Annotated in this window: 12 protein-coding genes; 4 read left to right on the top strand and 8 right to left on the bottom strand. The window is 52.6% G+C overall.

Going from position 1 to position 13,847, the window contains the following annotated elements:
* Positions 1-383 precede the first annotated feature (383 nt).
* The 4 genes from NT073_RS07475 to NT073_RS07460 are packed head-to-tail and all read left to right on the top strand — an operon-like array spanning position 384 to position 3,724.
* The gene (locus NT073_RS07475; RefSeq protein ID WP_297371113.1) at positions 384-716 is read left to right on the top strand and encodes a helix-turn-helix domain-containing protein; all 333 of its coding nucleotides are present in this window, start codon (positions 384-386) and stop codon (positions 714-716) included.
* Positions 717-723: 7 nt separating this feature from the next.
* On the top strand, positions 724-1,869 hold the full coding sequence (locus NT073_RS07470; protein ID WP_297371110.1) for an acyl-CoA desaturase: 1,146 nt from the start codon (positions 724-726) through the stop codon (positions 1,867-1,869).
* Positions 1,870-1,919: 50 nt separating this feature from the next.
* Positions 1,920-2,825 (top strand): class I SAM-dependent methyltransferase, encoded by a 906-nt coding sequence (locus tag NT073_RS07465; RefSeq protein WP_297371107.1) that lies wholly within the window; start codon positions 1,920-1,922, stop codon positions 2,823-2,825.
* A gap of 29 nt (positions 2,826-2,854) precedes the next feature.
* Complete coding sequence (locus NT073_RS07460; RefSeq protein WP_297371104.1) at positions 2,855-3,724, top strand: transglutaminase family protein; 870 nt, start codon at positions 2,855-2,857, stop codon at positions 3,722-3,724.
* A gap of 74 nt (positions 3,725-3,798) precedes the next feature.
* Here the strand turns inward: NT073_RS07460 and NT073_RS07455 are convergent, their stop codons facing one another.
* From NT073_RS07455 to NT073_RS07420, 8 genes are all read right to left on the bottom strand, one after another.
* Complete coding sequence (locus tag NT073_RS07455; RefSeq protein WP_297371100.1) at positions 3,799-5,844, bottom strand: alpha-1,4-glucan--maltose-1-phosphate maltosyltransferase; 2,046 nt, start codon at positions 5,842-5,844, stop codon at positions 3,799-3,801.
* A gap of 154 nt (positions 5,845-5,998) precedes the next feature.
* Positions 5,999-7,171: a glycosyltransferase family 87 protein gene (locus NT073_RS07450; RefSeq protein ID WP_297371096.1), complete on the bottom strand. Its 1,173-nt coding sequence runs from the start codon at positions 7,169-7,171 to the stop codon at positions 5,999-6,001.
* 198 nt (positions 7,172-7,369) lie between these two features.
* Positions 7,370-8,878, bottom strand: a complete 1,509-nt coding sequence (locus NT073_RS07445) for a PA-phosphatase (protein WP_297371093.1) — start codon at positions 8,876-8,878, stop codon at positions 7,370-7,372.
* Between the two features lie 78 nt (positions 8,879-8,956).
* Positions 8,957-9,868 (bottom strand): hypothetical protein, encoded by a 912-nt coding sequence (locus NT073_RS07440; RefSeq protein WP_297371090.1) that lies wholly within the window; start codon positions 9,866-9,868, stop codon positions 8,957-8,959.
* 162 nt (positions 9,869-10,030) lie between these two features.
* A complete protein-coding gene (locus NT073_RS07435; RefSeq protein ID WP_297371087.1) occupies positions 10,031-11,260 on the bottom strand; it encodes a DUF3179 domain-containing (seleno)protein in 1,230 nt (409 codons plus the stop codon).
* 8 nt (positions 11,261-11,268) lie between these two features.
* Complete coding sequence (locus NT073_RS07430; protein ID WP_297371083.1) at positions 11,269-11,856, bottom strand: carboxymuconolactone decarboxylase family protein; 588 nt, start codon at positions 11,854-11,856, stop codon at positions 11,269-11,271.
* A gap of 105 nt (positions 11,857-11,961) precedes the next feature.
* Positions 11,962-12,540 carry a carboxymuconolactone decarboxylase gene (locus tag NT073_RS07425; RefSeq protein ID WP_297371080.1) on the bottom strand — a complete coding sequence of 193 codons (579 nt, stop codon included), beginning with the start codon at positions 12,538-12,540 and terminating at the stop codon, positions 11,962-11,964.
* A gap of 63 nt (positions 12,541-12,603) precedes the next feature.
* Positions 12,604-13,824, bottom strand: coding sequence for an MFS transporter (locus NT073_RS07420; RefSeq protein ID WP_297371077.1), 1,221 nt, complete (start codon positions 13,822-13,824; stop codon positions 12,604-12,606).
* Positions 13,825-13,847: the final 23 nt, after the last annotated feature.

Genomic DNA, 13,847 nt, shown 5'->3' with positions numbered 1-13,847 from the left:
TCAGACGTAATACAGTTACCTATACGAAAGCAAGTTTCCAATTTTCTACTTTTTGGCTTATTTAATAGTCTCGTAACGTACGTTTGCCAATAGTTTGCTGATTTCTTCTTATCCTTGTTTTTCTTTTCAGTGCCTTTCTACTCAGCAAACGCTCTCTTCAAGTAACATACTCTTCGTTCTGGTTTCTGTGCTCATCACTCTTTTCAGAAAAATCTATTCAACATTTTTAAGGTAAATCTGAGTTCATCCGCATTTTATAGTATTTATTCACCCGTTGAGACGAGGTTTAGCCGATCGATCCGGGTAGTCAGAATAGAACTCATTACATGGCAGCCTCAACCTGGGTTATCCCTTGTTTCGGTTCAACTAATTGTTAACCACTAATGACAGGAAGTACCCGAACCGAGTTGGCGTTTAAGCCTGATCTACTGTCAATTACCAACTCGCTGGCTATCATATCCGGCAAATGGCGTTTGTATATTATCCTGACCCTGGGCGAGGAAACCCTTCGGTATAGTCAGTTAAGCGACAGAATGCCGGAAATCAGCCAGAAAATATTGGCCAGTGAATTAAAAGCGCTGGTTGCCCTGGGCATCCTGAGTCGGGAAGCCTATGCCGAAATTCCACCGCGTGTAGAATACAGACTCACCGAACGAGGTCGATTAACCCTGCCCATTTTACGGCAGATACAGGAGATCGGCCAAACCCTTAACTAATTCATTGATGTCAGCTTCATTAAAATTCAAAGACAGAACCCGCTCACAATTCTTTTCAACAGTCCGCAAACGAGTCGACGCTTATTTTATCGAAAACGGTGTTTCGTCCAATGCCAATGCGGCTATGTGGCGGAAAGCCAGCTTTTTCCTGATCGGTTACGCAACCCTTTACGGCCTTATCCTGTCGAACCAGTTTGGGTTATGGACCATGTTCGGCATGGCAATTGTGCTGGGCATGTTTGCCGCCTTTATTGGCTTCAATGTCTCGCACGATGGTCTGCACGGGTCGTTTTCGTCGCGCGGCTGGGTGAACCGGCTCATGGGCAACAGTTTTTACTTGCTGGGTGCCAACCCCTATATCTGGAAAATTACGCACAACATCGTTCACCATACGTACACCAACATACCGGGTCACGACGAAGACATCGAACTGGCTCCGGGACTGGTACGGCTGGACCCCCAGGAGGATCTTAAACCCTGGCACCGGTTTCAGCAGTGGTATACCTTTCCGCTGTATGCACTGGCTTCGCTGTCGTGGGTATTTCGCAAAGACTTCGTAAAGTTCTTCAAGAATCAGATCGGGCATCACGATAATTCGTCGCATCCCCGGCAGGAGTATGTGAAGCTGTTTGCGTCCAAGATCATTTATTATTTCTTCTTTCTGATTTTACCCGTTCTTGTTCTTGACCTGACCTGGTGGCAGCTGGCCGTGGGCTTCATCATGATGCACATTGCCGAAGGCCTGGTATTGGGGCTTGTTTTCCAACTGGCGCACGCGGTAGAAGGGACCGATTTCCCCATGCCCGACGAGCGGGGTGACATACAGGAGGCATGGGCCGTTCACCAGATGCGTACGACGGCGAATTTTGCGCCCGATTCGGCAGCTGCTGCGTTCTTCTGCGGTGGCCTGAACCGGCAGATCGAACACCATTTATTCCCGAAAGTCTGTCACATACACTACCCGGCTATTTCTAAAATTGTAAAGGATACCGCCCACGAGTTTGGCTTGCCTTACCTCGAAAACCGCACCTTCGGCTCAGCGCTTTTGTCGCACTTCAGGCTGTTACGGACATTAGGCCGTACCGAGCCCGTCAGGCCGTTGGTCGCTCAGCCTGTGGCGGTAACACAACAGGAACCGGTGCCCTTTCTGTAGAAGGTGCCGGTTCAACAATACGTACGTAACTTCCCTTAACTCTTCCTATCATGGCATCGCAGCAGGATCTTGACTTCACGTACACAACGATTGACAAAGTTTTCCGCCTGAGTATGGGCGAGACCGGCGACTACAGCGGTGCCATGTATAATGGTGATTTCTCCCTGACGCTTGAACAGGCGCAGGAACAGAAGCACAAATTCATTGCGGATAGCCTTAATGTGAAACCCGGCTCCAAAGTGCTGGATATGGGTTGCGGCTGGGGACCGTACCTAACTTATGCTACCAAAAAACGGGGGGCGATCGGTAAAGGTGTTACGCTCTCCAAAGGCCAGGCCGAAGCCTGCCGGGCCAACGGATTAGATGTCGATATTAAAGATTGTCGACAAATTACCCCCGCCGATTACGGCACCTTCGATGCGGTTAGCTGCATTGGCGGAATGGAACATTTCTGTTCCATTGAGCAGTATCTGGCCGGTGATCAGGATAAAGTATACGCCGACTTCTTCAAAAACCTATACGAACTCCTACCCGTAGGGGGCCGGTTTTACATGCAGACGATGGTGTTCGGGAAAAACATGATCCCTTACGAAGAAATCAGCCTCGACGCTCCCAAGGATTCGGATTCGTACATGCTGGCGCTGATGATTGCCCAGTTTCCGGGGTCGTGGCTTCCGTACGGACCGGAGCAGGTGATTCGGAATGCCCAACCGCTGTTTAAACTCATTTCTCAAAGCAGTGGTCGGCTCGACTACATCGAAACCATTGGTCAGTGGCGTAAACGATTCAGGGCCTTTAACCTGACCAAATACGCGCTGTATGCTTCGCTGCTACCAAAATTATTGACCAACAAACCCTTTCAGGATTTGATTGCCGTGTTCCGAAAAAGCCCGAACCGGGTGTGCTTCCAGCGGGAAACGATGGAGCACTACCGATTGGTCTTCGAGAAAGTATAGCGTAGCAAGCATTCACCTCATCATCAGCCATGTCTGTCCGTGTCGCCATTCACCACCATACCCAATATGATTATGACCGGGTCGTTTTTCTGTCGCCCCACCTGATTCGGCTCCGGCCCGTGGCCCATAGCCCGGCCATCATCGAATCGTATACACTGACGATCCAACCCGCTAATCATGTTATTCACTGGCAGCAGGACCCTTTCGGAAATTTTGTCGCCCGCGTGGATTTTTGGGAGTCGATGTCCATGATGTCGGTTGATGTCGACATCATTGCCCGGCTGGAACCAGTAAACCCATTCGACTTTTTCCTGGATACCTATGCCCAGTCGTTTCCGTTTAGCTATGATGCACAGCTCAAAAAGGGGCTTTTGCCATACCTGGATGTTAATGAACCCGGCCCTCAGTTTAGCCAGTGGCTACAGAGCATTGACCGCAGCCCTCAGGGAACGATCGATTTTCTGATAAAGCTTAATCAAAAAGTAGTTCAGGATATTGCCTATACCACTCGCATGGAGCCCGGCGTACAAACGCCCGACGAAACGCTTGAGCTGGCTATTGGCTCCTGCCGCGATTCGGGTTGGCTGCTCGTGCAGGCGCTCCGGCATGTTGGGCTGGCTGCCCGCTTCGTTTCGGGCTATCTGGCACAGGTCTTTACGACAGAAACCCAACAGAACGACCCATCGAAAGAAAACTCACTGGCCTTGCACGCCTGGGCTGAGGTATTCATACCTGGTGCTGGCTGGATTGGCCTCGACCCCACCTCCGGCATGTTAGCCACCGAAGGGCATATCCCCCTAGCCTGTACTCCCGACCCCGACGATGCCGCCCCTGTAACGGGTACTACAGACCTCAACGAAACGACTTTTTCGTACGAGAACACGTTGGAAGTTTTGTAGTCAGGTAAGTTAGTGGCGCAAGCCTATGACGCGTCAGCCACTTATCTGACTACAAAACTTTCATGACTACAAAACTACACCTCAATCTTAAATAGGTGCATGGGCAGTACGTAGGGATCGAGTTCTACGTAGTTGGATTCGCCCTTCCAGGTGTAGTAAGCCTCGGTGAGCAGATCACGAACTTTGTACGACTGATCAGGCCCGATACCCAGTTGCCAGATAGGCACCTGTACCATGCCCGCCCGACGTTGGTACGCATCGGTGTTGACCACAATCAGTAGCCGATTTGTACCCGACACTTTCAGATACGCCATAATAGCGTCGTCATTGACGGAGCAGAACGTGATGTTGTTGGTGGTTTGCAGGGCCGCGTTTTCGCGACGGATACGGTTAACGAGCGTGATCAGATACGTTAGCTTGTTTGTCTTATCCCAGTCCCAGTGGCGTATCTCGTACTTTTCGGAGTTCAGGTATTCTTCTTTGTTCGGGAACGGAATGTGCTCCATCAACTCAAACGACGGCCCATAAATACCGTAGTTGCTCGACAGCGTAGCCGCCATAAAATAGCGAATCAGAAACTGGGGCTCGTGGCCCGACTGTAAGCTGTACGGGTTAATGTCGTGCGTTGTTGGCCAGAAGTTGGGACGAAAATAATGCTTCATTTCGCCCTGCGTTAGTTCGGTCATGTACTCCTCCAGCTCAGCTTTGGTATTCCGCCAAGTGTAGTAGGTGTATGAATGTGCAAACCCACGTTTGGCTAACTCCTGCATGACTCGCGGCTTCGTAAACGCTTCCGACAGGAAAATCATATCCGGAAACTCCTTCTTGACCTCAGCGATAATCCATTCCCAGAAAACGAATGGCTTCGTGTGCGGATTATCGACCCGAATGATGCGCACACCCCACGAACACCACACCAGCAACACACGCTTTAACTCTTCCCAGAGGTTTTGCCAGTCTTCCGTCTCAAAGTAAACGGGGTAAATATCCTGGTATTTTTTGGGCGGATTTTCGGCGTACTGAATGGTGCCATCAGGTCGTTTCTTAAACCATTCGGGGTGTTCTTTCGCCCACGGATGGTCGGGCGAACATTGAATGGCGAGGTCCATAGCGACTTCCATGCCGTAATTTTTGGCGATAGCAATCAGGTGTTTGAAGTCGTCGACCGTGCCCAGTTCGGCGTGAATGGCATCGTGACCGCCTTCTTCAGCGCCAATACCGTAGGGAACGCCCGGCTCGCCGGGCTGGCAGATAACAGAGTTATTTTTACCCTTGCGGTGCGCCGTTCCTATGGGGTGAATAGGCGGCAGGTACAGCACATCGAAACCCATGTTCGAGATGCGCGGCAGCAGGGCCTCTACATCCCTGAACGTGCCATGAAGGGGCACACCACCGGCCAGATCGCGGGAAGCAGACCGTGGAAACAGGCAATACCAGGTGCTGAAACCCGCCCGCGCCCGATCAACTTCAACACCGAGTTCGTGGGCGTAGCGTGTTGGGTACTGGCGCTCGGGATAGCGGTTTGCGTAAAATGTAAACTGATCGCTTTCGGCAACGGACACGGCTTCGTCGTACCGGCTCTCATCGCGAAACAGGGCGGCCAGTTCGCGCAGGGCCCGCACATCGGCCGACTCTTCGACCGGCCCGGCTTGTTTTTTCCCTTTTCCTTTTGCCGGAAGGGTTGCTGGCAGGCCACCCGCCCGCTCAATCATGCCATCGATGTATTTGGCTCCGGCCAGCAATTCGCTTGTAATTCGCTGCCCGTCGGCTACTTTCAGGTGTACTTCGTGCTGCCACGAAGCCGGATGATTAACCCACCCTTCAAAGGTGTATAGGTAACGTCCCTGTTTCTCAACAATAAACGAAGCCCCCCAGCGATCATTCCAGGAAGGAGCCATTGCCAGTTCCGTCCAGGTGGTATCGTCGACGTGCTTATACAGCAGAAGGGCCGTCAGGTAATCGTGCCCATCCGCGAAAATGTCAGCTTCAACCGCGATCACATCGCCAGGAATGGCTTTTATAGGAAATAGCCCACCGTCTAGTTCGGGGCTTACACGTTCGATAACAACGCGGGATTGGCCAAAGTCTGGCTGTCCAGCAAGAGAATTAGGTAGACTCATCACTCAATCGTTTGATTTATTAATCGTAAACGGCTGGGCAATGTTACAAAAAAAGCTGGTTCTACGTCATTTATGTGGTATTGCCCGCAAACCAGCCTCCAACGCACATACCGGCTGAACCCATTGATTGATGGACTGCTAGGCTGTCTGAGCGTCAGTGAGCAGTCAGTAATTGCAGATCTTCTTCTTTAGGCTGAGTCCAGAGTTGGTACTGCAACCGCGCCCACACCAATAGACAACCCACGGCTTTGATATTGTAGGGCTGAAAAAACTGTTTCTGCACTACCTGTGGAAAAATATCCGTTGGCGACAGAGACGTGAAGATGATTACAAGAGCAAGTAAAATTTTATCAAGCCGGGTCGGGTCGGAGAGCGTAAGCCACCAGAGTGCCACGCCCGTTACTGCCATCACGTACGTTGGTGACTCCGCCATTTTATTAAACACAATGATAAAGAGAAAGAAATAGGCAATCATCCGCCGTTGAAACAGGCCGTTCGTCCAAAGACTGAACCGCAGAAACGGCAACAGAAACAGCGTAGCACCAATCATCTCGATAATCCGGTAGTTGGCGTCCGTTTTAGCCATACCGAACCACGACTCGGCAATACCCATAGTCGATACCTGCAAGCCTAATTTACTGACCACAATAACCCGAAACCACTCCTGGTACTCGGCCATGAGATGATCAAAGGGAATGATGGTTGCGGGCGCAATTCCCAGCAGCACGATCCAGCCGATCATGGCTAGAATAAACTGGGGCTTTTTGGGGTAAAACAAAAAGAAGCCCGCAGCTGCCATGCCGTAAAATTTGATGAAGCCGCACAGCACAAAGAAAAAAGCAGCCTGCCAAACCCGCTCGTTCCGCAGAAAATATAGCCCAAGCAGCATAGATCCCACGATGAGGTTATTGCTCTGTAGGTTTTGTGCCGTAATAAGTGCCTCCAGAACAATAATGAGCAGCGCAACCCGCCGTTGCCGGGCCGGGTCTTTTTCATTGGAAAGGTACAGCCACACGCCCAGCAGTAGCACTACGGTATTCAGCAAGTTCCAGAGAACCGTTCCCAGCCAGTCGGGCATGTAATAGAACGGACCCATCAACCAGGCGAAGGTGGGGCTGTATTTATAATTATCGTCGTACAGATCCGGGTGCAGGCCGTATATACTTTTATCCAGCAGAAGGTTGTGAAAAGGCCGTGCAAACATCAGGTAATTGTTGTACTGATGCAGAAACAGACATTGATTAACGGCGGCAAAACAGAAAAGACCTATGTACAATCGCAATAAACGAGGCAGGGTCCAATACTGTAGAAATCGTTGGAGAAGCATATACAGCAAAAATGAGCCCCAAAATTAAGCAGGCTTCGTGAACATAGTAGCTTAAAGGCGCTAAGGAATACTACCCATATTTGCCTAATTGCGGCTTATTATATGAACGCTCCTGCCGAGTATACTAGTAAGGAAAAGCACGACGCATACGGGTAGACAACCATTTTCGTTCTTCAACTCTGTGGACCTAGGCTACTCCTAACGGGCTCCATCAACTTTTGCATTGGCAACGGCCATCTGCCCGATTGTATTACCCAAAGCCATTCCGGCCTCCGTATCGAACCGGGTATACGTACCCGCGTATAGCCCGGATAGAGCGGCTTCCGTTGCTTTTGCGTTCAGATTCGCGGCTTCATCGGGGAAAAGATGAGCCAGTACCGCAGCTGCCGAAGCCGACGCTGCCGCCTGGTCCGATACGTAGGTGGGGGTGTTGGGGATAACCGTCGCCGTTTTAATGGTTGGGTCCAACTGCGCAGGGCGGGGCGTAAAATAGGTATACTTCGTGCGCCAGGCCGCCGTTGTGGCATCCTGGATGGCCCGGTTCAGGAGGGCGTATGTTCGGGCTGTCCGGAGTTCATTCTGACCGTTTTGCCGGACGAGGTCTTCAGCCAGGAAATTCCAGAGCCCGGACAGCGAGTAGGTTCCCGGTCCATTATCCCAGTAGCTGGCAAGGCGCCACTGCTCACGCGTGCGGGCATTGGCAAGATCACGGACCTGGGCCAGTGCGGTCTGCAACTCAGTCGAGGTAGTCGCCGGGGGTGGGCCGGGAATAGCCCGGGCAATTGCGGTTGAGTCGAACCAGGTCTTTACCTGTCCCGCTAGCGGCAGAACCGGAGTACGGGCGGGCAGTTCGAGACTTGTCCACTTACGATCGTAAGGTGCCGAAGCGAGTTTGGTTTGCCAGCTGTTTGTGGGGTCCTGTGCACTACTAAACCGATCGATTTTGGCCCGGTCAAGGACATTGGCCGTCACGGCTGCTGCCAGATCTTCTCCCGCTTTCAGATCCGTAGGTACATTGGCACCGGCCCAGATACGGCTCTGTTTGTGCTCGGTGGCTCTTGCCTTGAGCCAGGCAACTTCGTTCGGAAAGAAAAACGCCAGCACCTGATACGAAGCCTCCGCAATAGCCGCATCTTCCGAAGGGTACGACGGCACGTCCAGCACAGGTATCCGGGCAATAACGCCCTGCTGCTCCAGCGATGGCCGGTTGTACTGGTATTTGGCCCGCCAGGCAACCACCAGCGCATCGTACTGAGCTACACTCAACAAGGCATACACCCGTGCAGCAAACGGCGGACCGGCCATAGGATTGGCCGCAGGCGAGTCGTTAAGCTGACCCGTCAGAATATCGTAGCCGGGCGGGTTATTGTATTTGGCCACCAGTTGCCGGGCGATCTGATTCCAGCGCAGCACTCCCCCGGCAGCCCAAAAGTTAACCGCTGTGTTTTGTTCCGGGGTAGAACTCAGCACCCCATTTTTAACTCCCGTTAGCTCTTGCTGGTACGCAGCCGACATAACGGCGTCTGGCGGAGGTACGGGAATGGCAGCGGCTGATTTCAGTACGATAGGGCTCCATGCCCCGCCGTCGACGTCAGGGGAGCCTGGGGTGATAAACGGCAGAATACCCTCGTCGATAATCGGCTCCTTACAGGCCGATACACACAGGAACAAAGCAATTAAAAGTGTTGACGAAAAGGAAATTTTCATAGATGGGAGTGGTTGGTGGTTATTGGGTTGTACCTACGGGCCGCGTTCGGCTTTACCTTGTAGGTACAACCCAATAACCTAATTATTCGCGGTCCAATGACCAATGACTAAACCGGCATTGATCTGGGTGCTTTTGCCCGTATTGCGCCCGTCGAGGGTGGTGCTGTATCCAGCGGTCAGGCCAAACTGTTTGAGTAGCCGAAGGTAAGCCGTGGCCCCTACCCGCCTAAAGCCAATGGCATTGGTTGGAAAGGGAACGCCGGTACCAATATTTGTGCCTCTGTTATGCGGTGTCTGTTGCTGTCCCCATACATCGATGTTGCAGAATTTGGTTACGAAGCCCCCCCGAACGATGATTTCAGTTACGTCGGGGACATTTACTTTTGAGCTGCTGTTCGGATTAAGCTGATCGGGATCGTAATAATTGACCGGATGGTCGAGCGTTACCTGCCCGTTTCGGATGTAGCCCAGTTGACCGGTCAGGAAAAACGAACGAGCTTTAAAATGAAGCAGTGTACGGCCATCCAGGTTCTTCGACCCGCGTCCGATAGCCACTAGCGCATCGTTGACATACGGCTGAATGGGCATGGAGTAGCCAACAGCAAACTGCCAGGAGAGTTTCGACCGGCCTAGTTTATAATCGTAAGCCTCCCAGCGAAGTGCAGCTGTAACATCCTGAAAACCTTCCTGCTTCGAAAAATAGCCAGCACTGGCCTGTGTACGAACATAAGGGGCGGCCACAATCAGGTCGAGGTCGTAACCCAGGCCATAAGTGCCCACAACAGTCAGGGCTTCAGTCGTAACCGTGCCCAGGTTCGGATTTTTCGTTTCGGTCTTGTTGACGTAATACGTATCGTACGTGGATTGGGAGCCAAATACGGCCAGACTCGCTTTTCGCTGACCACGCATAAATCCATCAATCAACCCCTGCCCCTGCGAAGATATTACCAGCAGAACGAGCAGTACAGTAGCAAAAATTTTGAATCGCATACGTCCATTTTAGGTGGAACAAAAGTACTCGTTCAGACGGAGCATATCCTATCAACGACGGTTTTCCTCGTAAGTGGTCAACCGTACACTAGAAATCAGTTAGAAAAGCTTCGTCAGGGGCGGTATAACCAGAGAGCCGGACGTTCGGCCCGGCTCTCTGCATCAATCTGCATCATCCCGCTTGGTATCGGGATGGAAACTGCGCCACGAATGCCAGAACTCCTGATAGGCTTTCGGCATGGCATCAAGTCGTTTTCCCCGCAGCGGACCTGCCACGCAATGCCCCCGCCAGGTCCAGACCGATTTTGTTTCCTGATCGGTGAGTTGCCGGCTGGCATAGTGAAACGTGAGTGTTTGTGCCCCTACCCGCCGACTCCAGGCTCCGAACGATACACTGTCGGGCGCAATGGTCAGCAGTATGGGTTCGCCCCCTACTACATCGCTCAGCGTACGTTTTTCTACCAGTTTATTCCAGTCGTATGCCTTCGAAAAACCGGCTTTCTCCACACCGATAACCCACGATTTAGGTTGCCACGAAGCCGAATCGCGCCGGGTGAGTTTCCCCTTCGACAGGCCTTTTTCGTAGTTTTTCATGCCGGCAAACTCGTCGGCAAAGGTTGAATCAGCCTGCAATACGCGCGTGTTGGGGTGTTGGGCGGCCCACTCGCCCAGAGTCATGTGCTGCCCTGCCAGTTCAGTCAGGCTGTTTCCTTTTAACGGCCCCAGAATAGCCTCGCCCGTAGCTTGCCGCCACCAGGAACCCGTCCGTTTGTCTTCGAACATGGCGTTGAAATGATCCATACCCACCAGCCTAAACTCATCGGGCCGACCTTTGATGATCGGGCTGAATACGCGCCCTGTCCGGCAAACGGTACAATACGTGATCATAACCGGCTGGCCGCCCACCGTGTCGCGTACCTGATGATGGTAGCCAATGAGTTGAATCGGGTAGGCCGTTGCCTGTCCAATAGCGGTGAACCCCAGCACCAGTTTATTGAGCGGAATTTTGTTCTCACTCATGGAAACGACCCGCTTATTGATAGGTTGCTTAAACATCTGATCGGCCATCATCTCCTGATTCACTTCATAGAACACAACGCCATAAAGCGCTACCAGACCACCCGCCATATAGCGGTGCCACGTCCGCCGGGGTTTTGTAAACACCAGAAACGTCGGGTAGATCAGCAGCAACCACCCAACGACACGTAACCAGCCAATATTCCGGTGTAGCCAGTAGGCGAGTTCAACCCGGCCCAATGACGTGTGGCCCGAGTCGGATTCGCCGAGACCAAGCTGGCTACCGGGGAACGGCATGATAAAATAGACGCTCAACACCTCAAGGGCGATCAGCAGGAAAATAAACACCAGAAAAAACAACAGGGAACGCTTCATCGGCAAGGTTAAGTTGGCGACCCGGCGGTCGGCATGTAATGGTCTTCGTGGGTGTAGCCGTACTCGGCCACTTTCTGCGCCCGGTATTTATACAGAGCAGGGTCTTCGGGTGCCCAGGTGGCCAGACCATCGACATAGCGATTGAACATACAGAAAGCAGCGGCAATCAATACTGTATCGTGGACGTCGTGATCGGTAGCCCCCTCGGCGCGGGCCGCTTCGACCTGCGCCGGAGTCACCGCTTTACCTCCCTGCTGAACGCTTCCGGCAATAGTTAATAACGCCTTCATTTTCGACGAGATAGCGGCTTGCTGATAATCACATTTGACGGAGTTGACCAGCGACCAGTCGTCATCGCCGAGGTGCTGGCTGGCCACCGCGCCGTGTATCGTCTGGCAAAAAAAGCAGTCATTCAGCGACGATACATAGGTAGCAATCAATTCTCGCTCGCCTTCACTCAGGCCCGATTCAAACCGGTGGGCGTTTGATCGCAGTAGCACATTGACCAGGTCATTGAGTGGGCGGGCGGTTTCAGGACTAAACGCCATGGGTCCGCGAATGCCGGGCAATCCGGCGGGTAGTTCGATATGTGGCATTGTATGGGTTATCTGTCAATTGAGTATGTCCTTGTGGATAGATAGCGGAAAGCGTGTGTACAAAAGTACCCCAGCCACTTTGTGGCTGGGGACTAATTACTATACCTATGATAAATGCGTAGCAGGGCTGGCCTGCGGTGTTGGTAATTGATAGCCCATTGTCCCCATCCGCTCGCCCATGGCGTCATACGCAGCCGGGTCGGTGGGGGTCAGGGTAGCGAGTCCATCCACGTATCGATTGTACATGCAGAAGGAAGCCGCAATTAGTACTGTGTCATGAATATCGCCGTCGGTGGCACCTTCTGCCCGGGCTGCTGCAACCAGTTCCTCGGAAACGGTACGTGCATCCGCCCGAACGTGATCGGCAATGATCAGCAAGGCTTTTAGCTTGGCTGAAATTGGCGACGTTTCAGTATCGGCCAGAGTTTGATCGACAAGATCACGCTGGTCGGCGTAGAGGTAACGGGATGCCGCAGCGTGGCTCATCATGCAGAAATCGGTCTGGTTCTGTTTCGACACGAAGGCCGCAATCAGCTCGCGTTCGGCATTGGCCAGGGTGCTGTCGGGTGATCCGGCCCGTAACAGGGCCTGCGCCAGCGCATACAGATGCTGACCCGTATCGGGTCGGTAAATGACAAGGCTCCGAATGCCCGGAACGCCGTCTGGAAGTGGAATATGTGGCATATGTTAAATCGGACCGCCGAAGCGGAGCGATAGAATGAAAAAGTGAAAGAGCGAAACCGAATATTACTCACGTATCCAGATAGCACCAAAGGCGATCAGGAAGGCGGCAGAGAATACAACCAGTGCATTCCCAATACCACCCAAAGCCGTGGTCAGGCTACCCACGAAAAGCACAGCCGTAGCCGTAAACAGTCGCCCGATGTTAAAACAGAAACCCGTTGCCGTTGCCCGTATGAAAGGCGAAAATAACGTAGGTACGTAGCTCGACAGCGACCCCTGGCTAATTCCGAAGAACAAAGACAACAGAGCGACTTCGACATATACGACCGTCGAGAACACATGGTTAGTAAGAAAGAGCAATCCACAGGCCAATATACAACCGGTAAAGGTCAGGAGCAGCGTGGGCCGTGGACCAAGGCGAGCTACCAGAAAGCCCGATGCCACACCGCCCACAATGCCGCCCATTCCCAGAAGCATCATGGTAATGCCGCGTTCGGCCTGGCCGGTCTGGCCTGGGGGCAAAAGTGACTGCACCCAGGTTGGTATCCACGAGAAAATACCCCAAAGACCAATCAGGACGGAGCCAAAAATAATGGCCCCGCTAATCAGGTTGGGCTTATTTTCGGCACTGAACAGATTGGGTTTGTTTTGGGACAATTCGCTTCGCCCCTGTTGCCAGAGAGCTGATTCGGGTAGAAATACCCACACCAGAAATCCGACCGTAAGTGGCAGTATACCGATACAAAAAGCCAGTCGCCAGTCACTGAATCCGCTCACCAGGCCACCCGTCGCCACAATACCCACCGGGAAAGCGGTGGCCAGCACGCCCAACGCAATTGCCCGTGAAGTTACGGGCCAGACCTCCGATAAATAGACGGTCGAGATCAGCAAAATCCCCCCCACACCCGCACCCGTTAAGGCTCGGAACAGAAACAGCAGGTATTCGTTGGGCACGAATACCGTTGCCAGCATAGCGCCACCGCATAACCCCGTTGCCAGCGCCAATCCCCGTACACGCCCCAACCGGTCGGCGAGTGGGCCAAAGAGCAGCCCGCCCGTCATCCATCCATATAAAAAAGCGGCACTCACCCAGGCACCTACTTCCCCGACCTGCTCCGATGAAGCAGATCGACCGAGGAGTTCCGGCAAGGCTATTGGCAAATACGTAGCCATGAGTGTACTGGCCGTTCCCCCGAACAAATAAGCGACCAGACAAAGAGCGAAACTACCCCAGGGCAATTTTATGTGTTGTTGCTGATTAACAGAAATTTGAACCGTTTCCATATGTTCGTTTTTAGTACTGATAA

Origin of the sequence: Spirosoma sp., assembly GCF_026391055.1 — a bacterium.
Taxonomy (GTDB): Bacteria; Bacteroidota; Bacteroidia; order Cytophagales; family Spirosomataceae; genus Spirosoma.
Note: the sequence above shows the minus strand (reverse complement) of the source record. Positions and strands in the feature narration are given on the sequence as shown.

What these genes read in the sequence shown, in the direction of transcription:
- NT073_RS07465 (WP_297371107.1), top strand. Translation starts at nt 1,920, where the DNA reads ATGGCATCGCAGCAGGATCTTGACTTCACGTACACAACGATTGACAAA.
- NT073_RS07475 (WP_297371113.1), top strand. Translation starts at nt 384, where the DNA reads ATGACAGGAAGTACCCGAACCGAGTTGGCGTTTAAGCCTGATCTACTG.
- NT073_RS07450 (WP_297371096.1), bottom strand. Translation starts at nt 7,171, where the DNA reads ATGCTTCTCCAACGATTTCTACAGTATTGGACCCTGCCTCGTTTATTG.
- NT073_RS07455 (WP_297371100.1), bottom strand. Translation starts at nt 5,844, where the DNA reads ATGAGTCTACCTAATTCTCTTGCTGGACAGCCAGACTTTGGCCAATCC.
- NT073_RS07460 (WP_297371104.1), top strand. Translation starts at nt 2,855, where the DNA reads ATGTCTGTCCGTGTCGCCATTCACCACCATACCCAATATGATTATGAC.
- NT073_RS07435 (WP_297371087.1), bottom strand. Translation starts at nt 11,260, where the DNA reads ATGAAGCGTTCCCTGTTGTTTTTTCTGGTGTTTATTTTCCTGCTGATC.
- NT073_RS07420 (WP_297371077.1), bottom strand. Translation starts at nt 13,824, where the DNA reads ATGGAAACGGTTCAAATTTCTGTTAATCAGCAACAACACATAAAATTG.
- NT073_RS07430 (WP_297371083.1), bottom strand. Translation starts at nt 11,856, where the DNA reads ATGCCACATATCGAACTACCCGCCGGATTGCCCGGCATTCGCGGACCC.
- NT073_RS07425 (WP_297371080.1), bottom strand. Translation starts at nt 12,540, where the DNA reads ATGCCACATATTCCACTTCCAGACGGCGTTCCGGGCATTCGGAGCCTT.
- NT073_RS07440 (WP_297371090.1), bottom strand. Translation starts at nt 9,868, where the DNA reads ATGCGATTCAAAATTTTTGCTACTGTACTGCTCGTTCTGCTGGTAATA.
- NT073_RS07445 (WP_297371093.1), bottom strand. Translation starts at nt 8,878, where the DNA reads ATGAAAATTTCCTTTTCGTCAACACTTTTAATTGCTTTGTTCCTGTGT.
- NT073_RS07470 (WP_297371110.1), top strand. Translation starts at nt 724, where the DNA reads ATGTCAGCTTCATTAAAATTCAAAGACAGAACCCGCTCACAATTCTTT.